16 protein-coding genes are annotated in these 20,842 nt (G+C 46.1%); 7 read left to right on the forward strand and 9 right to left on the reverse strand.

Features of this window, described 5'->3' with window-relative positions:
* Positions 1–6: 6 nt before the first annotated feature.
* From ACWQXP_RS10500 to ACWQXP_RS10510, 3 genes are all read right to left on the reverse strand, one after another.
* Complete coding sequence (locus tag ACWQXP_RS10500) at positions 7–1,278, reverse strand: ABC transporter ATP-binding protein (protein WP_454062770.1); 1,272 nt, start codon at positions 1,276–1,278, stop codon at positions 7–9.
* A 1,430-nt stretch (positions 1,279–2,708) separates the two neighbouring features.
* On the reverse strand, positions 2,709–3,203 hold the full coding sequence (locus ACWQXP_RS10505; RefSeq protein WP_454062771.1) for a transcription termination/antitermination NusG family protein: 495 nt from the start codon (positions 3,201–3,203) through the stop codon (positions 2,709–2,711).
* A 118-nt stretch (positions 3,204–3,321) separates the two neighbouring features.
* Entirely contained in the window at positions 3,322–4,191 is an 870-nt protein-coding gene (locus ACWQXP_RS10510) for an ABC transporter permease (protein WP_454063025.1), read from the reverse strand.
* A 181-nt stretch (positions 4,192–4,372) separates the two neighbouring features.
* Between ACWQXP_RS10510 and ACWQXP_RS10515 the strand changes: the two genes are divergently transcribed.
* The 3 genes from ACWQXP_RS10515 (at position 4,373) to ACWQXP_RS10525 (ending at position 7,443) form a co-directional block, all read left to right on the forward strand.
* Positions 4,373–5,731: a sigma-54-dependent Fis family transcriptional regulator gene (locus ACWQXP_RS10515; protein ID WP_454062772.1), complete on the forward strand. Its 1,359-nt coding sequence runs from the start codon at positions 4,373–4,375 to the stop codon at positions 5,729–5,731.
* 489 nt (positions 5,732–6,220) lie between these two features.
* Positions 6,221–6,499, forward strand: a complete 279-nt coding sequence (locus tag ACWQXP_RS10520) for a DUF3467 domain-containing protein (RefSeq protein ID WP_454062773.1) — start codon at positions 6,221–6,223, stop codon at positions 6,497–6,499.
* 185 nt (positions 6,500–6,684) lie between these two features.
* Positions 6,685–7,443, forward strand: a complete 759-nt coding sequence (locus ACWQXP_RS10525) for a response regulator (RefSeq protein ID WP_454062774.1) — start codon at positions 6,685–6,687, stop codon at positions 7,441–7,443.
* A 79-nt stretch (positions 7,444–7,522) separates the two neighbouring features.
* On the opposite strand, the gene ACWQXP_RS10530 is transcribed toward ACWQXP_RS10525, so the two are convergent.
* The 3 genes from ACWQXP_RS10530 to ACWQXP_RS10540 form a co-directional block, all read right to left on the reverse strand.
* Complete coding sequence (locus ACWQXP_RS10530) at positions 7,523–9,808, reverse strand: GumC family protein (RefSeq protein ID WP_454062775.1); 2,286 nt, start codon at positions 9,806–9,808, stop codon at positions 7,523–7,525.
* Positions 9,809–9,828: 20 nt separating this feature from the next.
* Positions 9,829–10,422: a polysaccharide biosynthesis/export family protein gene (locus tag ACWQXP_RS10535; protein WP_454062776.1), complete on the reverse strand. Its 594-nt coding sequence runs from the start codon at positions 10,420–10,422 to the stop codon at positions 9,829–9,831.
* A gap of 125 nt (positions 10,423–10,547) precedes the next feature.
* On the reverse strand, positions 10,548–11,885 hold the full coding sequence (locus ACWQXP_RS10540) for an outer membrane beta-barrel protein (protein ID WP_454062777.1): 1,338 nt from the start codon (positions 11,883–11,885) through the stop codon (positions 10,548–10,550).
* A gap of 762 nt (positions 11,886–12,647) precedes the next feature.
* On the opposite strand from ACWQXP_RS10540, the gene ACWQXP_RS10545 reads away from it, so the two are divergent.
* Positions 12,648–13,151: a SixA phosphatase family protein gene (locus ACWQXP_RS10545; protein ID WP_454062778.1), complete on the forward strand. Its 504-nt coding sequence runs from the start codon at positions 12,648–12,650 to the stop codon at positions 13,149–13,151.
* 38 nt (positions 13,152–13,189) lie between these two features.
* Here ACWQXP_RS10545 and ACWQXP_RS10550 read toward each other — a convergent pair whose 3' ends face one another.
* The 3 genes from ACWQXP_RS10550 to ACWQXP_RS10560 all read right to left on the reverse strand — a co-directional run bounded on the left by ACWQXP_RS10550 (position 13,190) and on the right by ACWQXP_RS10560 (position 15,773).
* Positions 13,190–13,567 carry a bactofilin family protein gene (locus tag ACWQXP_RS10550; protein ID WP_454062779.1) on the reverse strand — a complete coding sequence of 126 codons (378 nt, stop codon included), beginning with the start codon at positions 13,565–13,567 and terminating at the stop codon, positions 13,190–13,192.
* 205 nt (positions 13,568–13,772) lie between these two features.
* Positions 13,773–15,320, reverse strand: a complete 1,548-nt coding sequence (locus ACWQXP_RS10555; RefSeq protein WP_454062780.1) for a Ppx/GppA phosphatase family protein — start codon at positions 15,318–15,320, stop codon at positions 13,773–13,775.
* 63 nt (positions 15,321–15,383) lie between these two features.
* Positions 15,384–15,773 (reverse strand): winged helix-turn-helix domain-containing protein, encoded by a 390-nt coding sequence (locus tag ACWQXP_RS10560; RefSeq protein ID WP_454062781.1) that lies wholly within the window; start codon positions 15,771–15,773, stop codon positions 15,384–15,386.
* Between the two features lie 513 nt (positions 15,774–16,286).
* On the opposite strand from ACWQXP_RS10560, the gene ACWQXP_RS10565 reads away from it, so the two are divergent.
* The 3 genes from ACWQXP_RS10565 to ACWQXP_RS10575 are packed head-to-tail and all read left to right on the forward strand — an operon-like array spanning position 16,287 to position 20,835.
* Complete coding sequence (locus ACWQXP_RS10565; RefSeq protein WP_454062782.1) at positions 16,287–18,758, forward strand: hypothetical protein; 2,472 nt, start codon at positions 16,287–16,289, stop codon at positions 18,756–18,758.
* Positions 18,730–19,782 carry a phosphatidylserine decarboxylase gene (locus ACWQXP_RS10570; protein ID WP_454062783.1) on the forward strand — a complete coding sequence of 351 codons (1,053 nt, stop codon included), beginning with the start codon at positions 18,730–18,732 and terminating at the stop codon, positions 19,780–19,782. Before ACWQXP_RS10565 ends, ACWQXP_RS10570 begins: the two co-directional genes overlap by 29 nt.
* Before the next feature lie 3 nt (positions 19,783–19,785).
* Complete coding sequence (locus ACWQXP_RS10575; protein ID WP_454062784.1) at positions 19,786–20,835, forward strand: prolipoprotein diacylglyceryl transferase family protein; 1,050 nt, start codon at positions 19,786–19,788, stop codon at positions 20,833–20,835.
* Positions 20,836–20,842 lie beyond the last annotated feature (7 nt).

The following is a 20,842-nucleotide window of genomic DNA, read 5'->3' on the forward strand; positions in this document are numbered from 1 at the left end:
TCTGTCTTATTCCCATGCATAATCGACTAAGACGCCCGGTTGCCCAATGGATGGCAGATACCCCGTTCCGTAGTAGTCACTCATCTCCACATCAAACGCACCGGCGTCTTTGATCCAATCAAGGACTGTGGCATTTTTCTCAGCATTTAAGTCATACGCGTACCGCCCGGCCTTTAGCGGTAATCGGGAAAGATAGCAATCCGTGAAACCTTCACCTGGATGCACGTTTAATTTCATCCCGACGGCTCGACTGTTGCAGCCAAACAAGTGAGTGCCCGTGGAAGTAAACAGGGTAAAACTGATATTGATATCTTCGATAACCTGAGAAGATTGAGAGCAATAGCCAATTCGGATGATGACAGGCTGACCAGAACTCAAGACGGTCCAGGGAATCTTCGTCTCAGGATTGAGAAACTGAACACACGTAAATCGAAAGGGATCTCCACCAATCCGGTCTTCTCGCAAATCGAGTGACTGTGCACGCAGTTGCTCCATTGATCCGAGATATTTGGTCACCACTTGAGCTGTTGTTCCCGAAAAAGACACCATACCATTTTCAATAAACATGGCTCGGTCACACATCGCCTGAATGGACAACATATTATGACTCACGAGTAATACAGTTCGGCCTTCTTTCGCTACATTCCCCATCTTCCCAAGACACTTTCTTTGGAACGCCGCATCGCCCACTGCCAACACCTCATCAACAATCAAGATGTCAGGTTCAAGGTGAGCGGCGACGGCAAACGCTAACCGCACATGCATTCCACTCGAATAATGCTTTACGGGTGTATCGATAAATTTTTCAATCTCAGAAAACGCAACGATCTCGTCAAATTTTCGATCTATTTCTATTTTCTTCATTCCAAGAATCGCACCATTGAGATAGACATTTTCCCGACCGGTTAACTCTTGATGAAACCCTGACCCCACTTCTAAGAGAGCACCAACTCGACCATGAATTTCCACTGAACCATCGGTTGGTTCGGTGATTCGGGAAAGAATTTTCAGAAGTGTACTTTTGCCAGCCCCGTTGCTACCGATAAGTCCAACCACCTCACCATGTGCCACATCGAATGAGATGTGCTTTAACGCCCATATTTTCTCGTCAAGTTCAGCAGCACCCGTCGACTGTCCCTGCAAAATTTTTCGTGCTCGCCGAAATGGTGAGGTCAAGGTATCACAAAGAATGTCCCGCAAGGTTTTATACTGCTCTTTTTTTTTGCCGATGCGATATTGCTTGCTAAGTCCGTCAACCTTGATGGCGATGCTACTCATTCCACACTCACAGACGAAGAATGATAGGCGGAGTATTTTCAAATTACCGAGATGTAATTATCGCCCGATCAAAGAGGATTACAACGCTATTGGCTCTTCGTGGACGACTTCGGAGCAGACGACCTCAGTGAGGTCATGAGGAGTTCCTATATCCACATAGGTACTATCTGGGAAATATACACTCTCCACTGGGCCCCCTCGTCAATAGCTATTTGAGTGACGTCTCCGATAAACAACTCTTGTCGCGCAGACCATGGTACTGAAAGGAGATTCTCATGTATAAATTTGCTGAAGCTCGGGGGTCCAGACTGCAATGATCCACGTGCGTCGGAGATCGGTCAGGGTTGGTTTAAGTTCTATTTTTCTCACTCTGCTATTTTTCTCACATTCCACCTATCACAGCACAGACACTGTATGTAATTTTTTAGAGTTCTGGAATTCGATTGTTGGTTTTCGATTATGAAGCAATTCTGAAAATTTACAGCAACACGTCAAGGTCCTATGCCCCTACATGGATAAGCTGCCGCCCATTCGGTACATCACCGATTCTCGACTCCTCACTTCGACTCCTGATACTTTCCTCACGCTACTACACCTTAAAAAGTGAGTTGCAGCATACTGCTTCAATAGCCTCTCAGCAATACGTCGTCTGTCGTATTCTTGTGGCAGCATGTTCATTTCTTTATTGCGTTTTCCTAAAATTCATCGATCTTTTCCGTCTCCATAGAAATTTCTCATATCCTGTACAGTGAGCCGTACCATGGATGATGAATACTGGCCACCCATGTTGTCGGAAAAGTTAAATACACTCAGTTTTGCCCAGGAAGCATAGGCATTGGCGCTCATTCATTGGACAGAAATTTGTGGATGCTAAGTGAAATCTTCTTCCGTTTATTATCTTTTAACGAAAGGGGCAGAAGATGACTAAGCGAACACGACGGAATCACTTGCCAGTGTTCAAGGCAAATTGTCATTGGCAACCATCAGAAGGAATATACGCTCGCCGAGTTGGCCGAGCAGTTTGACGTGCATCCCAAGTACGTCTCGAATACCCTGGGAGCGAAGCCTGCGTGGAGGAAAGAAAAGGGCGGTGGGTCGACAATATGTACGTCGAACGGCTGTGGCGGAGCATGCAGTACGAGAATGTGTGTTGACGAGCCTATGAAACGCCTGCAATTCTACGAGATGGACTGACTCACTACTTCCAGTTCTATAATACGGATCGCCACCACCAAGGATTGAACCACCGGACACCTGATGCGGTCTATTTTGGTGAATCCCGAAGTCGAGAATGCCGCGCACGGAAGGGCCGAAATTCCATTTAGCGCCCTGTGCAAAAAATTGGAAACCACTTCGCTCTTCAATGCAGTAGGTAAAACGTTAGGATGGAACGAATTGAAGGAGAGCCAGAAATCGCATTTCAGACGTGTTTAACAGGCCGATACGTGACGCCGTTCAATGATCACACGAGCATGATACGATACCGCCTGTAATAAAAGTGCGACCCTCTGCGTTCCAGAGAGTTGTTGCTCAAAAACCGCTTCTAACCCGCAAAAAGGACCTTCTGTAATCTGCAACTTTTGACCAGATTTAAAAGAAGCCTTGGGCTCAACATTCACCCATGAATCATGAATCCTCGTCTTGATCGAGTTGATGATCTCTTCATCAACCCTAGCAGGAACTCCGCCAAACGTGATAACTCTTGCAACACCCAAAGCAAAGTTCACGGTTCGGAATTGACTTCCCCTATCAAACAGTGCAAAAAGGTACCCTGGGAAAAGGGTTTCGATCACGACCTGCTTTTTCCAACGAACGATTTTTGATTGTTTGATGCGAGGACAAAACGATTCCACGCCAAGTCGCTGTACGTTCAAAGCAGCCACATGTTCTTGACGAGGTTTACTTTGGACGAGGTACCACTCCATTTTTTCTCCCCCTCCTTGAACTGTTCACGAAGTCAGACTATTCGGCATCTCTCTCATTTCACGAACTGCTTTGAGTGCTCAATATATCGCCTACCGAAGCATAGAGAGAAAATGGTCGTCACACGACATCCGCAAACGTCCGTTCCATCCGCCTGAAATAGAATGCACCACAAACCAAGATCGTGACGGCTGCGCACGATGAAACAAGAATCATTGGGCCAGGAGCTGTTTCCGTGCCCAGCAGAGCCCAACGGAACCCTTCAACCACACCAACCATGGGATTCAGTCCGTAGAGGATTCTCCATGACTCAGAAAGCAAACTGCTTGGGTAGGCAATCGGTGTAGCAAATAACCAGAACTGGGTGAAAAACGGAATGGTATACCGTACATCTCGGAATTGGACATTCATAGCTGAGAACCACAGCCCTACACCTAACGCAGTCACAAATGCTAATAACAAAAGAAATGGAAGCCATAAGACATTGACCGTTGGAACAATACCGTAAAACAGCATCATTCCCAACAGCACGACGAAGGCCAAGACAAAATCAACGACCCCCGAGAGCACGCTGGATAGAGGGATCACTAAGCGAGGAAAATAGACTTTTTTGAGTAAATTAGCACTGTTGACAAGGCTATTGGACGATTGCGTCAGTCCATTGGAAAAAAAAGTCCATGGGACGAGTGCCGCAAAGGCAAATATGGGGTAAGGGATACCATCAGACGGTATCTGTGCGAGACGGCCAAAAAATATACTAAATATGACCATCGTAAAGAATGGTTGAATGATCGCCCATGCTGCGCCCAAAACCGTTTGCTTGTAACGAACTTTTATGTCTCGCCAGGTCAGGAAATATAATAACTCTCGATATTCCCACAACTCATGCAGGCGGAGTGAGACCCAGCCCAAAGAAGGTTCAATGCGCAACACTCGGACTGACATCGCATCTTCTGACAGATCAACCATGTTGTTTGGTTCACACACCATTTTCACGCTTTGCTTTTTAATCGACATCGGAACTGGACAATTGGATAACCGAGGTGATGAGTATGAATCAATACGTTGTATAGCGTAGAAAATAAATTTTCTATTGCTTTTCTCCTCAATCACTGTCAATATTTCGCTCCCCTTAAACGTATCCTACCTCTGCCTAAATAGGAGCCACCTTGTGGATAGACTGAAGAATGGTCCTATCTTTTTGGTCTCAGAGGCACCTTCTCACCAAGTCCGAATACTACAATCTTGTTTGAACTCTCAAGGCCATGAGGTCCGTGAATTACTCAGCATTCCGGATACCCCTTACCCTATCAACCAAGAGTTCAATACCCTCATCATCATCGTTGACACTTCACAACACTGTGACCCTCGGGGAATAAAAAAAGCCGAACAAATCCGTCAGCGTTACCCACATGTTCCAATTATTTTGATCACTTCACACAGCTCAGAACAGTTGGCCATTGCTGCCCTCAAAACAGGGATCAACGATTACTTTAAAAACCCGTTTTCACTTGAAGAACTTAGTGCGAGTATCAAGCAGTTGCTTTCCCAGCAAAATAGATATGAGTCTTCAATCAAAAATCCTGCAAGAAGGTCTGATCCCGCTGACGACTTGGCGATGATTGGTCGTAGCAAATCCATGCAAAGGATAAAAGCCTCCCTTCGCCAAATCACCCAATCTGACAGTACAGTTCTTATCACGGGAGAGACGGGAACAGGAAAAGATTTACTGGCAAATTTGATTCACAGAAATAGCAGGAGACACGGTCACCCTTTTGTATCTGTAAACTGCGCTGCAATTCCTGAAACTTTATTTGAGAGTGAACTGTTTGGGTATGAAAAAGGCGCCTTTACTGGCGCAGAAAAGTTGCGTAAAGGTACGTTCGAACAGGCTGAAGGTGGGACCATCTTACTGGATGAGATCGGCGATTTAGATGTTCATAGCCAAACCAAGCTTCTGAGGGTTCTTGAGAGCAAAGAAATACATCGATTAGGTGGGAGAAAATATATTCCGTTCAATGCTAGAATTATTGCTGCAACCAATCAAGAACTCGATGAATTGGTTGAAAAAAGAAAATTCAGATCTGACTTATACTATCGGTTAAACGTCGCCAGAATGCACCTACCGCCACTAAGAGATCGTAGAGAAGATATTCCTCTTTTGCTTGACCACTACCTCACAGATGCAAAATTCCAGTCGGACCAGGTTGTCGACGGCTTCAGTAGAGACGCTCTGAAGGCCTTACTAGCCTATAAGTGGCCAGGCAATGTTCGAGAACTCAGAAACTTCCTGGAAGCGACTTTTGTCGGAACACCGCCTAGGATCATTTCATTCGAAGATTTCCCCGAGCACATAAAAGCAAAGCTCGGGGAAAGCCAAAGCTCCATTGAGGCTGAACAGAGAAAGTTGATCCATGCACTAGTCAAAACCCAATGGAACAAGAGTAGAGCAGCCCAGGCCCTGAATTGGTCTCGTATGACTCTCTACAGGAAGATGGACAAATACGGCATTACGAAAGTGTTCCACTGACAATCAATGGTTAGTGAAACTCCCCGTCCTCCCAGGCGGGGCTTTCTCCCTAAGAAACGATTTGCCTCCGCTTCGCTCCAGCCTGCCACTTATCCTCACTCTTCCGTGTGGATCATATTGGCAGATTTTGTAAAGTGTCACATCTTTATATCCCTGTTACATATTGGTACACATGACTTTTCTATTTCCGATCCTACCTCCAAAAAATTTCAATTCACCAGTAAATTCATAGCAATGCTCAGTCTTTTGTATTCCTCTTTTTGCTTATCAAAAACTTGCTAACCTGCATTTGATATGTAACATCATCAGAGTCATTCCGGCCCTAACGCTCAAGCCTTTAAGATCATTTTTTGTACTATCTGCAGACAATTCAACAAATTGGAGGTGGCTTGCCTTCAATAATAAAATCAGGAACAGATTCTGCTTAGTAATCTGACCTTAGGTTGACGTTATCACCCTTATTCTTTCTCAACCCTTGGTGACTGACTCATGACATCGAAAGAACCCAACGGGAAATCTGATACCAGAGGTACCGGAGACATGGGTCCCATTGGGCAATACTCCAACTTTTTCAAAGTTGGCCACTCGGCGTTTGAGTTTGTGCTCGACTTCGGCCAATCGTATTCAGAAGATCAGGCAGAACAATATCACACAAGAATTATTATCAGTCCGTTTTATGCAAGGATCCTGGTTAAATTACTTCGAGACTCCATCAATAAGCACGAACACAACTTTGGTCCCATTCCCTATAATAACGAGATCAAATAGATTTTAATTTCCATGGAGAATCATCCTCACGTCGTAGGGTCGACACGAACTTTTTGACGAAAGTGAAAATGGAGCCCTTAACGATCATTATCTTTCTTCCTGTGGTGACGCAAGGCAACTGAAAGGAATCAAAGATGGAGACACCGGTCAATTCACACAAAAGTCAGAACAATGAGGTTCCTCCAATGAATGATCAACCGTGTTCATCAGATGAACTGTTTCCAACAGTCAAATCCTTTGATTCTTGGCTAGAAACCGAAGCAATGGTTCACACATTCGAACAAAAGGGATTATCTAGGAGAGAGATAGAAGTCTTGACATGGGTAGCACGAGGAAAGACGAATAGCGTCATTGGCATGATCCTTCATATCAGCCCTCGAACGGTCTCGAAACATCTCGAACATATTTATTCCAAGCTCGGAGTTGAGTGTCGTACCGCAGCAGTCGTTGCACTTCTTGAAATAATGCAGGAAAGTGAGAAGAGCGAACAAGGAATGGCTCATGGGGAAGGTTTTAAAACCTCAAGGAATCGAGTTCTTCTGGTCGATGATGATGCCGGGAATAGGATGCTGCTTCGTTCAATGTTTGAATCCTACGGGTATGTCTGTGAAGAAGTCGAACATGGGTCGAAAGCGCTCACGTTCCTCGAAACAGCCTCAGTCGATCTGGTAATCACCGACAATCGAATGCCTGTGCTCGGAGGCATTAAATTTCTTGAGCAACTTTCTACAACCATCGTTGAGAACATCCCCCCTGTGATCATGTTCACCGGGAATGTGACTCATGAATTGCAGGAGCAGGCGTTCAAGGCTGGTGCATATGCCGTAATAGGAAAATCCTCTTCCATGAAAGAGTTACTTTTAACAGCTGTGCAAGCCATTCAACATAGCTCTGTTTCTCCACCAGCACATCATCATCGCACAGTAATAAAAAGCGCCATATAGACAGACCATGACAAAAGCAAACGTGTCTTCCGATCGATGGCATTCAAGATGCTCAACTTAGAAATTCTGACCTGCCGAATTAACGGGAATAGTCTGGCACCCGATCTCTTGGTACCTTCTGCATCACGATACCCAGGAATTGAGCCCCATGCGCTCCAAGCCGTTGAAGCGCTATTTTCGATGCATCAACAGTTGTCTCACCAGAGCTTACAACCAGAAGTACACCGTAGACTTGCTTGGCAATCACTGATACATCGGCAAAGGCTAGTGCCGGTGGTGCATCCACAATGACGTGAAAGCCCTGTTGACGACACCAACTAAAAAACGTGTTTAGTCGTTTTGAGTGAAGTAGCTCTGTCGCGCGATGCTCTTGACCTCCCGACGGAATAACAACAAGATCAGTGACGGTCGTTTGATGGAGAATTTCCCCTACTTCAGCCTCTCCTAACAAGAAGTGCTTCAACCCCTTTGGTTTGTCTTTCTCTCGTTTGATGCCAAAGATTTTATCTACAGACGGTTGGCGAAAATGGGCATCAACTAGGACGACGCGAGTACTTTCCAATTGAGAAATCGAAATAGCAAGATTTACTGCCAGGGTAGTCTTCCCCTCGTGCTCACCGGGGCTGGTGATGACGAAAGACATAGGTTCAGCGCATGGAACGGTCAGGCGCAGCGCAGTTCTCAGGTGGCGAAAACTATCAGCCACTGGACTCAGAGGTTCCGACTCCACGATACGAGCCAGGTTAAGATTGCGCTTCCATGACAATCTTGGAATCCATCCAAGCCAGGTATAATCAGCAAGATGTCGTTCAACATCTTTTGGTCCCTTGAGACTCCGATCCCAATATTCTAAGAAAAATGCAAGCCCAACCGCGGCCCCCATACCAGCAATGAGGGCAAGCAAGGTAATCAACAAGGGCCTCGGTCTAACAGGGGTCGGATTAGGAATGGCGGGTTCAGCTAAATACATATTCGTGGTCTCTATTTGGGCAGAAATATTTTTTTCGCTCATTTGTTTAAGGAAGAGATCATATAATTGACGGTCACTCGTTGCTTTACGCTCAAGGAGTCGATACTGCACCGCAAGTTTCTCTAGGGCCAGTTTTTCTTTTTTTCGCTTCGCAAGCATTGCCTTGGCTGCTCTCTCCCTTGCCAACCAGAGCAAGTAATCCTGCTTTGCTGCATGGTAGATTCCATCAATTTCGTGATCGATCCGAAATCTCAACTCTTTTAACTCCGTCTGACCATGTACCATCGTCGGGTGAAGAGGCCCATACTTTTCTGATAATCTCGCTATTTGTACGGAGAGGGCTACTTCTTTGGCTCGAAGTTCTTGAATGGCCGCATACGTACGAAGTTCGGTGAGGGAGTCTAGCTCTGAACGGTCTAACGTTTGTCCGTCTGCCGAGTCGGCCCGCAATTTCGCCTGTATTGCCTGAATCTGTTGGTACCGAGTCTGAGCTGCAGTGCGGCTGGTCTCCACATTGGCGAGTTCTTTATTTTGCTCAATGAGTTGTTGTTCGGCTACCGTTTGTGCCTCACTCACATCCACAAGACCATTCTTCAGTCTATAGTCATACACGGCTAACTCCGATTTCTTAACGTCTTCTCTCAGACCCTCTAAATGATTTGAATACCATTCAGTGGTTGAGCTGGCTTCCTGGGACCTCTGCCTTGCTATCCGTTCCATATAGACATTGATCAACGAGTTCGCTGCATGTGCAGCAAACTCTGGGGATTCAGACTCTACTGTCACGTTCACCAACTTGCTGCCCTTGACATAGTCAATGAGTATCTTTTTTCCAAAATCTTTTACGAGATCCGGTTGAATACCAGCGGGCTCTGGATTCAGTGCGAAGTTGTCGATTTTTCCTGTAGTCCCGCCAGTAGCATCACCGATCCCGGATATCTTCTGCTTTATTTCCCGAACCCACCCTTTAATCGTGTCAACCCAGACAGGGTTCAGATATCCCATAAAAGTCGTAACAATGGAAGGGGAAGCTTGGTACTCTGCCTGCGCGGCAAGATTGATGCGTCTAGCCGTTTCCTCCAAGACCGGATAACTAATCAACAGCTTCGTATGGGTTTCAATCCGAACACTAAACAGATCAGATTCCCACTCCTCAGGATATTGCGCAGTCTGTAGAACAACCGGATGCAAGGGTTCGATCATAAACCCCGCTATCGCCTGGTAGATGGGATTTTGGCTAAATGTCCACAAAGCCGCTAGGCCAGAAAAGACAACCATAAAGCTCACGATTAACCAAATTCTTCGGCGACAAATCTGTAGGTGTTCTGCCAGATGAACAGTTTTTTCTGGTTCCGCCTGTTCGTATGCCTCTGAATCGATGTTTTTGGTCATCATAAGGGAACCTTGGACAAGATTTAGAAAAAACTCTCCGGTATCATGACGATATCATCGGGCAATATATAAGTTTCCATTTTAGTCGCAAGTCGTTTTGCTTTTCCGTCTATCATGCGAATCACTTTGGTCCCACTTCTCGCCGCCCTATCTGTAAAACCTCCTGCATGGGTAATGGCTTTTAGAACGGTTAGTCCTGTTTGATACGGAAAGGCCCCTGGGTGGTTCACCTCACCATGTACATAAAAATTTCGATATCGAGTAATAGAGAAGGTCACTTTCGGATCTTTTAAATATCCATCTTTTAGCTTAGCCGTCACCAGGGCGTCTGCTTCTTTGAGGGTTTTTCCCCCAATATCGAGTTCTCCAAGCAGAGGTATGCTAATTTTTCCAATACCATTCACCTCCATCTCTTTGGTTAAATCTGGCTCACCAAAAACGGTAAGAGCCACGACATCGTGAGGCCCTAGGCGATACAATTGGTTGGCATTGACAATGTCTTGCAGATCTTGTTCAGTTTCCCATATGAAAAAACTTCCTCCGCATCCCGACATGAACACCATAAGAATAACGAAAATATAAACCTTTCCCCGCATCCATTTTTTGGCTAGTTCCACTTCTACACATCCTTCACTATTTTCTGGGACCATTGCGTCAAAAGAAAAAGGCAGTTTATTTTTGCGAAAGACAACGACGCCAGCTTTTCCCCTCTCAATATCTACGGCATCCAATAATGTTCTAATTAGAGCAATCCCTGGATCGACAACATGATTGTATTGGCAAAATAATCAAACTGATTCGCATTGGAACTCCTTCGCTCAAAACGATAATCCACCCTCAACCCCAGCCACCTAATCGCCTGATAATCAAAGCCAATTGCCCCAAGCACTCGCAAATCACGTCGATTACTTGCAGCACTATCTTCGTCCTCTTCAAACTCGTCCTGTGAAATTCGAAACGTTCCCGTCAGATTGGTGCGAGCCCCGATCCCTTGTCGAGCTCGGATAAACACACCGGTTCGAACAAACGTCGCAGTATTGAATATCGCTGCCTGCTCAATGCTTCGAAATGGACGGATGTTGATACTGGCTCTCGTAGTTGGGTTCCAACGAAGGTCTCCATCAACACTAAATATTTCCTGTTTGTTTCCACCTGAGTTCAATAGTGACCCACTTGGTTGCTTGACGCGAGCACGATCAAAATTCAACACCGCATACCCAGCGCGGATGATCCCAGTGGTCTTGCCGGTAGCGGCCCATCTCAGTCCAGTACTCATTCCGTATGTAAAGCTGTCCAGTTGTTTGTTCTGAGCATAGTTCTCCTTCTCAAAATTAAAATTCAGAAGAACGGAGGTTTTGGAGGCTATTGAACCAAACACCGTAAAATCTGCCGTATGACTCCATCGATCCCGAGTCGGGCCTTGATTATTGTTCTCAAAATTCCACGACAGTGTATTTACCGTCAGGTTGAAGCCTACTGATGAGCTAAACCATTCCATACTTCCAAGGAACGAGTTTGTGTTCCACGTTGTGATATCAGTCTGCTGGATGTCTAGCTCTGATCCTCTAGGATCATACCCTTCTGTATGACCACCCTGGAGATCGACCTTCAGATCTCCCGGAAAATTCAACGCTAATAGACCAATAGCATCTTGACTAAGTACATCGTTGTTAGAAAATCGCTGCGAGTACTGTTGACTGGCTCGGTAATCAACTATCAATCGATGTTGTCCACCTAATCGCAATTGGGCTTGCAGTCCAGGGGCTACAGTGTGGATAAAGTCATTCTTCCTTTTCGTTTTTGTCTTGAAAGCATTATCAGTATAGGTTTCAGCAATCCCTAAAAACGGGTAAAGTCTCATCAGCCCAACTTTTAACTCTTCTCCAGCAAAAATTTTTCGAAAATCCGTTCCTTCTTGGGGTCGGGTGGAACCAGTAAAAGTAAATGTCGCAGGGGAGATTTGCGCATTGGCTCGCCCCAGAAGCCCAAGCACAAACATATATGCAAACAACAGGATAATGATTGAAGGAAACCATTTCGGATACAACACTTTCGCAAGAAGTGCTAAAAACCTCCACATAGTGCTTCACTGGGTTATGTCAAATATCTCAATACCTGAAAAGGGATTTTATACAAACCCTTTTGTTTCTTTCAGAATATGATCTGTTAAGAAATTCAATACTTCTTCTAGGACCATGATGCAATACGTCAGGTGACGTAGAGGTCCCATTCAGGCTTGCTATAACACTCTTCTTTTACAAGCCTCAAAGTATAGAGGCCTATCATGAGAGAACAGGTATGCTAAGAAAACTTTTTCGTATCTATCTCTCATTAAGCATCGAACGAGCTAAGCGCTGAACATCAGAAATCCACAGATTGACCAATCCATATCTCAGGCTACTAATGCGCTTGCCTAAATGGACAACTGCTCCTCTTCCGAGATTTTTGGGGACCATGTTCGTGCGAAGAAACTCGTAACCAATGCCACGCGACCGTGAATACCGAGATTTGTAGTTTCAGATAGGAGAGTAGGCATGTCATCTCAATGTATGGGATATTCGTAGCTTTCAGTCAACTTGGATTAAAACTCGGCCACAAATAATCTTGAAAAAATCAAAGGATTCTAATGATGGTTGTATCAATTGAGAAGAGATAAGATTGGAAGTAGGACGTACTAAAACCTCTCATAAAATTTTTCGATGTGACCGTCTGAACAGCATTTAACATCTGCACACAAACGAAATTTTTCCTTCCACCTTCCCCTATCCTAATTCAACAGCCATACTCCATTCCGATTGAATTGAGACTGTGCTAGACTACCAAAAAGCCGGAATTTGATTGTATGAATTGCATTCTACTCAGACATGGGATTGCGGTTGGGAGAGAAAACTGGGACAGGGCAGACAGCGAACGACCATTAAATCGCGAAGGTATCAAGAAAACCCAGAAGGCGATCGAAGGACTCTCACTGATTGGTAGCCAACCAACCCATTTGCTCTCCAGCCCATACGTGCGAGCACGTGAAACTGCTGAAATTGCTTATAAGGTCTTCAACCTGCATGAACCCATTCAACTGTGTGAGGAGCTTGTCTTTCATCACGCGCCAACCACCATCTTTCCCATACTCACGAAGTTTCCCGAAGAGGCTACCGTCATATGCGTTGGCCACGAACCACATCTTGGACAATTGGCTGCCCTCATGATCTCTGGAAGATATATTCCAGGGCTTTCACTCAAGAAAGCCGGAGCCTGTGCAATTCAATTTAAAGAGAAACCCCAAATCGGGCATGGACGGTTGGAATGGTGGTTACGACCAGCACAACTAAGACAGCTTAGAAAAGCATAGTCATATTCTTGAGAGGCGACCCTCAATATTCTTCTCGTTTAACTTTTGCCCATCTTAATCATGGCGTTGACCTGGACCCCTTGCTCAAAAGAAAACTTGGGAGAAGAGATGGCCCCGTCAACCGTTGCCGGAGCTAATAGTTCTACTTGTTGCTGGGCAATGACATCTCCGCGAATTGGTCCTTGTGAAATAAGCGTACTCGCATGAATATCCGCAACAATGACCGCATCTTTTCCAATTTGTAGTGTCAGATCTGTATGAATTTTTCCTTCAAAATACCCATCAATGCGAGCCGTCCCCTTCACACGAATGACGCCATGGACGTGGGACCCTTTACTGACGTACAGTTCGAGGTTTTGCTCATCGTAGGATTCTATTTTCCCAAAGTCCAGATTGCGAGTCATGACATCACTCATATAAACACTCCTTTTTTGTGGCTCAATGCAGCACGAAAAATTATGAATCGTGCGGAAAATTTCCATAGGCTGAAAAAACGGTTGGGTGAGACTACGTAAGAATAGGGTTGAGGAATATACCAGGGCAATGCCCCATTAGAGGGGTATCAAGTCATCTCCATATATCAATTTTCAGGAAACGTGATGGAAGGGAATGAGAAAATGATTATTCACTATTTGAAAACTGAAGCACAAACTGGACGGGGCGATCAAAAACTTTTTCAAATAATGCTGCGCGCTTCTGAGCAGCCCAGACTTCCAACTCTGGGTCAGCTGAACAATCGAGTTCCAGTTGAATAGTGGGACCAATCGAGACATGAATACCTTGAACGACTGAGAACTGACTCCGATCTAAACCATCCGCGACACGCAACAAGGCACTTAATACTTGGACGATATTTTTCTGTTTACCTGATAATGCGCTAAAAGCTGTATGCTTGCCTTTGGGAGAAGCCCGACGATGATAACGGGCAATATTCGCCACAAGATCAACTTCATCGGCAGTCAGCCCGGAAAGATCACCATGCTTAATCAGGTAGTACGTATGCTTATGATGCTGCCTGCGGCGAATTAAATACCCAACATCATGGAGTAATGCCGCATATTCCAACCATTCCCGCTCTTGATCATCAAGGCTATGCAGCGACTTCAACTGGTCAAATAACTGCAGCGCCAGCTTCGCGACGTGAAAGGCATGCGCTTCAGCATAGTGACACCGTCGTCCAAAAAGAATCACATTTCGACGACGGGTATTCGGAATTTCCTGTTCCGCTTTCAACCCATCTTGATGCCGATCAATAAAGTCATAGATCAGCCCTTCTCGAAGCGCCTTATCACAAATTGTTAATGTTGTTTGCCCGGTGAGTTCGAGTAAACATCGAAAAAACATCACCCCAGGCAAGAGCGTATCCACTCGCTTCGGATCAAGCCCTGGGATAGCCAATCGCGCATCGGTATCCCCTTGAATCAGTTCATCCTCAACAGCACGAATCTCCTCAAGCTGAACGTTGGCTAAATTTAATTGCGGGACAGGTTTTCCCGTTCGCCGAAGATAGATGATTTCGGTAAGGTTTGCCGCCGTACCGGAGGTTGCGACGACCTGTGAAAAGGTCAGATTTCGTGCTGCCTTCAGACATGACTCCAGCCCACGCTGTATCACCTTCTCCAGTTCTTTGAGCATGCCTTTGGTCGGAGGGTCGTGTTTCAAATAAAGATCCTTGAGTCGAATGGTCCCTAGCTTTAAACTTTTGCCTGAAAACACTTTCTTTTGATTGCAGACAATAACTTCGACTGATCCTCCTCCAACATCGGCAATCAGCGCCCGCTCATCTGACAGCGCCATACCATTTCGCACGCCGACATAAATGAGTCGCGCTTCCTCCTTACCCGTGATCACTTGTACGGCTAAGCCAAGTTGCTCTTCGACCATCTGAAGAAACTCTCCTCCATTTCTTGATTCACGAACCGCACTCGTCGCCGTCGCGACAAGACGGTCAAACCCTTTATTTCGTGCTAGCGTAGTTAAATTTCTCAGCGCATCAAGCCCTCGAAGCATCGCGGAATCCGACAGCATATGATGGGTAAAGGTTCCATCACCTAATCGCACCATATCCTTAAAACGATCCATCACTTTGCAGGAAAAATCAGAACTAATTTCCACAAGAATCATATGAATAGAATTCGTTCCAATATCAATAACAGCCAGTTTACTCATGACGGTCCTTTGTATGAATGATGAAGAATGCGAAGAGACATTGGCGAGGGAGCAGAGGGAATATTACTCAGGACAAGATTCCGATATTTCATCTGAGGAGGCATTGGAAACTCGAAGGCGATAGCCCACTCCCCAGATCGTATCTACATGTAGATCCTGTTGGTTCAAATATTGAATCTTCCGTCGAAGCTTCACAATATGCCGGTCAATCGTTCTCAAATCAACAAACACATCACACCCCCAAACATTGGCCAATATCTCTTCACGAGAACAGACTCGACCCTGATCTGCATGTAATTCTAGCAAAATTCCATACTCCTTGCGAGTTAACCGAACAGTCCGATCTGCATATGAGACATCCAGCGTCGCTTGATGGAATTGCAAGGTGTGCTTAGCAGAATATGGGCCTTCTTGTTTAACCAATGTAGCAACAGAAATTGGGATTAAAGACATGAATATCTCATGACAAGGAACTCACTTATACAACCACGGTATATCTCACTCAAAATAGGCCACAAACAATGCTCAATATGGGATCACCACAATTCAGCCATCGATACGAATCATTAAACTGAGATGCGAAAAACAGCATCGTCCTTACTAAGAATTCAGAAAATTTGAGCGAACAATCAAAATGGCTGAGGTGGTAGATTATCAAGGGAAGATTGCTACGAGGTTAGAGGCATGTAACATTCACGTAAATTAGCGATGTCCCATGCAAGACCGTACAACAGACAAAAGCAAGGAAGGTGAATCATCCATCTTCAGGAATAAGCCTGTGCGTTTACATTCCCATGACATTGATCAAAACAAAAGTTTACACACTAGTAGCAACAGAGCAACTCACTCGCAACATCAATAACCGATATTCTTCATATGAGTAACGAACGATAAAAGTCAGGAGGCAATGACCGCGCAACTCGAACAGGAATGCTTTGGAAATTCACCGAGACAGGGAGGTATCCATTGAGCTTATATCGTTCCCGGATGCCTAAGGGCCTATCGGCCGACCGATCAACGCTCTCACAGGCAGAACATCATCACATCGTCGAGACATTTCTCCAAGCATGGTCACAACAGAATAGCGCTTCGGGCGCACATGACCATCCCCTTCCGTTTCATGCGTACGACATGACCGCTGGAACCGAAAATGAATATCAAACGGCCGTGATTGGCTCTAAAGATGCCGTCGACCTTCCGATCAGTCTGGCATCGTCGAATTTTTTTAAAAATATGGTAAGGCAGTCGGCTTCAGGATTGTCGCCCAATACTTCTGCTAGCGAACTTGAACAATACGTCAATGATTCATCTCAGCATGTCTGGGAAAACTCATGGGTCCGTTTTCCACTCAACCGACTCAGTCACTTTTCGAAACAGGTCCTCCAGCATGACCTCTTGGAAGATAAAAGGCATCCGACTGGGCCACGACGAAGCGACGTTTTCAAATTCCTCTTCTCGCATCACGGGGAAGATTGGCTCCGCATTCCGATCAGTTACTTACTCAGGATTGCCCTCGCCGATGTGATCAGTATCTCCCCACAAACTCATCATGTCATTCGCGGCCTCGGGGAGCGATTGATGAATCACTTTCTCAACGACAATACTTCCCCTGAAACGTTCAGTTTTTACGTGGTCAAGATGAATCCTCGCACGCACATGGGACACGCCGTCGGCCGTGAAGCGTCAAAACGATATCTCCTTAGTCAATTACTGATTATGTACGCGAATCACAAGTTCGATTTGCTTGAACTTGGCCAACAAGCCATGGTCTACTTCGCGCCCCACCCGCCAATACGGCAAAAAGAGCTGAATCGTCTCATTTCCGACTCATTTTACCGAGAACTCTTCATGAATCCCTGTTTATCCGGCTGGGACAGCGGAGAAGAAAAACATCATTACATGGCCTTGTGCCACACAGTCCTATCACGGAGCCATGTCAATGCCATCGCCAAATTACAGGGGGCCGGCATTATCAATCGCAATCTCGTCACGTTGCCTACGCCGTCAAACATTAGTCTGGCGAACAACGGCACGCATCTAAGCCTCGGCAGTCAAAGTTTAAGTCGATTATTACAGCACACTACTGACCCCCAAATGCCGAGGGGTGAAAAATATATTGGCGATCTCGTCATCAAAATCACCGAGCATTTCCTGCCGTTATTCGTCGGCACCTACAGCGCTGCTCCCTATCGTCTCGACTTTTGGGACTTTCATCCGGAACAAGTCTTAGGGTTTCTTTCCCATGAGCTCGATTACACCTACCTCCAGCTCTTATGGCAACGGTGGAAACGCAAAGCCGGTCTAAAAATTTTTGGCAATCCGATCACACCAATTGGGCCCTTATGGCTCGATAAAATGATTAGCAAAAATTTCGGACTCAAGGGAGACTTTATCCCCGACTTTCGATTAATTGATTATCTCGCCGTTCTTCCCAGCACTGAACAATGCCCAGCGCTTGACGGAACACTCGGAAATGATCGTAGGCTGAAAAAGGACCTGAGTGAACTCGGGATCTACGATGAACGCATGTCGTTGTATCTGTTGTATAAACTGCGTATCTGTTCAGAAAAGGGGTTTTCAGGATTTGAAGGGCGCTACTATAGCCTCTTTGAAAGTCTGACAGATGATTTGGCCGATGCCGCCAACCTTCAGGCACTCCTGACGGCCCTGGCGTTTCGATATATTGCACATCATGACATCACACATGCCCATATTCCCGACACGCCTGCGATCGAAAGCGAGCGCCGGCAACTCTTTTTTGGAGCCGCACTGAATGTTCCGACATTTTATGTTCGAGCCAATTCCGAAAATCTCTTTTTACAAAAAATTCTTTCAAAAATGAAACACATTCGCCTTAGCCGCCGGTTTCCACAATTTATTCGTGCCCATTACCACGAATACCTCCGAGCGCTCGTCACCATCCTGAGAGAAGATGCCCGCGATCTTATCGAAGAATTTCAACTGGGGGATTTCCTCGATCGCCTGACCTTACGGATTGAGGAACCTGCGGAGTTCTCGACATTCGGAAAATTGACAAAAGGCATACAACGGCAGGCGGGTGTATCATCACCTCTTCACCTGTCAGGGGAAGAATGTAATGCAGCTGCGGAGTCGTATTACCGAACCACACTGAGAACGGATCACATACAGGAAGGCTTGAATGGATTAGAAGATGATCTGAAGCATTTCGATTCAAGTGCCGACCCTCAACTCGATCCGCTTCGTCCGATCGCCAGATCCATCGTTGGACATGCGGAATCCACCACAGCGTTTCTCCAGTCCGTCAAACAAGACATCATCAACGAATGTGGAGATATCCAGACCATCATCAAACTGATTCGGTTAACATTGCTCACCATTCACATTGATAGCGAGTCACATGCCGACTCGCCATCGCCGAACCCGACCCATGAACCACATTGCACACCAGTATATTGACCGGGGAACGTCCTACATCATCACGGAACGATTCTACGGTGATCGTCTTGTGAATTTTCTCTATTCGTCGACGCGCGAGCACACTCCGTGGTTATTTCACGCTCTCACCTCTCCCTACATGTCGCAATTGTTAGGCTATTGGAATTATGATTCATGGCTTTCGACAAAAATCCGCGGCGTTGAGAAGTTCCTTGAAGCTCTGAAGATTGATCTAAGCGAATGTGTCGACCCACCATCGTCACTCGATACTCCAAGAAAAGTGTTCGAACGAAAAATCCGGTACTGGGACTGTCGCCCAATGGCGGAAGCCTCCTCATCGATTGCTTCACCGGCCGACGCCTGCGTGTTGTTTGGATCGTTCTTCGAGTCATCTCTGTTGTTTTTAAAGGAAAAGTTTTTCGACTTCCCCGATCTCTTCGGACACGACAAGAGTGAATGGCAACAAGCATTTACCGGTGGGGACTATGCCATTTTTCGTCTTACTCCGGACAAGTATCATTATAATCATTCACCCGTCAGCGGGACGGTCCGCGATCTCTATGAAATCTCCGGGAAGTATCATTCCTGCAATCCCGGACCAGTCATTTCTGTAGCCACACCTTTTTCAAAAAATAAACGCATTGTGACCATTGTGGACACCGACGTACCCGGCGGGTCAGGCATCGGACTCGTCGCCATGATCGAAATCGTCGCGCTCATGATCGGGACCATCGTGCAATGTTATAGCGCAGAGCAATACCGTAGGCCTCAAGATGTCACTGCAGGGCTCTTTCTTCAGAAAGGACAGCCCAAAAGTCTCTACCGTCCCGGCAGTTCAACCGATGTCGTCATTTTCCAAAAAAACAGGATTGTCCCTTGCCAAGATTTACTCACCAACATGTTTCGCCAAGATGTTCTCAGCCGCTATTCATTAGGCTTTGGGCGTCCGCTGGTGGAAACGAATGTCAAAGTACGATCAACGATTGCAACAGCCCAACACCGTTCTGTAACAAGCGAGCACCACACGGACACAGACGTCGAGTAACGCATGGAGAATATCGTTTTCCTGTTGGGGATAAGTCTGATTCTTGGGATGGTATTTCGATGGGCCTTCCATGCCTTACCACAAGAACAATGGCAAATGCTCGCCATTGTCCCCATACACAAAACACAGAAAACAGTTTGGAAGGGATTAAACTTGACATACTATGGCGCCTTGACCGCTTTCGGCGTCTCGCTTGCCGTGAGCGTTACCTGTATTTTATTAGGCACAATCGGCGTGGCCTTATCGTCTACCATTCATTTGGCGATACTGCTTCTTGGCATTACGGTGCCAACCGCAAAGTTCATTGCAAAAGCCGTAGAAAAAAAGCCCCATACCTTCACGATAGGGGGATCCTCCTTTGTTGGAATACTCATGGCGCCGTGGACCATCTGTTTTCTCAACTGGCTCCAGACAAATGGTGACGCAGAGATTCCTCTCCTCCCGGCATGGGCAACGCTCTGGATTTCACTGGCGTTCGGTGAAGGGGTCGGACGATTAGCCTGCCTCAGTTATGGCTGTTGTTATGGGAAACCGCTTTCCCAGGCCGGCCCATTCGCTCACAAACTCTTTTCGCACGTCCATCTTCAATTTACCGGCCCGAATAAAAAAGCTTCCTATGAATCGAATCTAGAGTCGGTGCCCCTCATCCCCATTCAACCCATGACGGCACTCGTCAATACCTTCACTGGGGTTATCGGTATGCACATGTTTCTCAATGCGGAATTCACCCTGGCCATTGCATGGACAGCCATCGTGACGCAAGGCTGGCGAATCGTCTCAGAGTTTATGAGGGCCGATTATCGAGGCCAGGGAACATGGTCGTCGTACCAAATAATGGCACTCGCCGGGATAGCCTATACGATCGGATTGCTCCCGCTCTGGCCGCATGAACCAATTTCGACCGTAGACATCATGAATGGCTTGCACATTCTCTGGACCCCAGAGTTTTTTTTCTTGCTTCAAATCTTGTGGGTCCTCATATTTTTCTTTACCGGAAGAAGCCAAGTCACCGGTTCATCTATTGAATTTTATGTTCACCCCGACCGGCAATAAGGTCTAC

This window comes from Candidatus Nitrospira salsa (assembly GCF_965152625.1).

Excerpts from the sequence above, each read along its gene's own strand:
- ACWQXP_RS10500 (WP_454062770.1), bottom strand. The coding sequence starts at position 1,278 with ATGAGTAGCATCGCCATCAAGGTTGACGGACTTAGCAAGCAATATCGC.
- ACWQXP_RS10505 (WP_454062771.1), bottom strand. The coding sequence starts at position 3,203 with ATGGAGTGGTACCTCGTCCAAAGTAAACCTCGTCAAGAACATGTGGCT.
- ACWQXP_RS10510 (WP_454063025.1), bottom strand. The coding sequence starts at position 4,191 with ATGGTGTGTGAACCAAACAACATGGTTGATCTGTCAGAAGATGCGATG.
- ACWQXP_RS10520 (WP_454062773.1), top strand. The coding sequence starts at position 6,221 with ATGACATCGAAAGAACCCAACGGGAAATCTGATACCAGAGGTACCGGA.
- ACWQXP_RS10525 (WP_454062774.1), top strand. The coding sequence starts at position 6,685 with ATGAATGATCAACCGTGTTCATCAGATGAACTGTTTCCAACAGTCAAA.
- ACWQXP_RS10530 (WP_454062775.1), bottom strand. The coding sequence starts at position 9,808 with ATGATGACCAAAAACATCGATTCAGAGGCATACGAACAGGCGGAACCA.
- ACWQXP_RS10540 (WP_454062777.1), bottom strand. The coding sequence starts at position 11,885 with ATGTGGAGGTTTTTAGCACTTCTTGCGAAAGTGTTGTATCCGAAATGG.
- ACWQXP_RS10545 (WP_454062778.1), top strand. The coding sequence starts at position 12,648 with ATGAATTGCATTCTACTCAGACATGGGATTGCGGTTGGGAGAGAAAAC.
- ACWQXP_RS10550 (WP_454062779.1), bottom strand. The coding sequence starts at position 13,567 with ATGAGTGATGTCATGACTCGCAATCTGGACTTTGGGAAAATAGAATCC.
- ACWQXP_RS10555 (WP_454062780.1), bottom strand. The coding sequence starts at position 15,320 with ATGAGTAAACTGGCTGTTATTGATATTGGAACGAATTCTATTCATATG.
- ACWQXP_RS10560 (WP_454062781.1), bottom strand. The coding sequence starts at position 15,773 with ATGTCTTTAATCCCAATTTCTGTTGCTACATTGGTTAAACAAGAAGGC.
- ACWQXP_RS10570 (WP_454062783.1), top strand. The coding sequence starts at position 18,730 with ATGAACCACATTGCACACCAGTATATTGACCGGGGAACGTCCTACATC.
- ACWQXP_RS10575 (WP_454062784.1), top strand. The coding sequence starts at position 19,786 with ATGGAGAATATCGTTTTCCTGTTGGGGATAAGTCTGATTCTTGGGATG.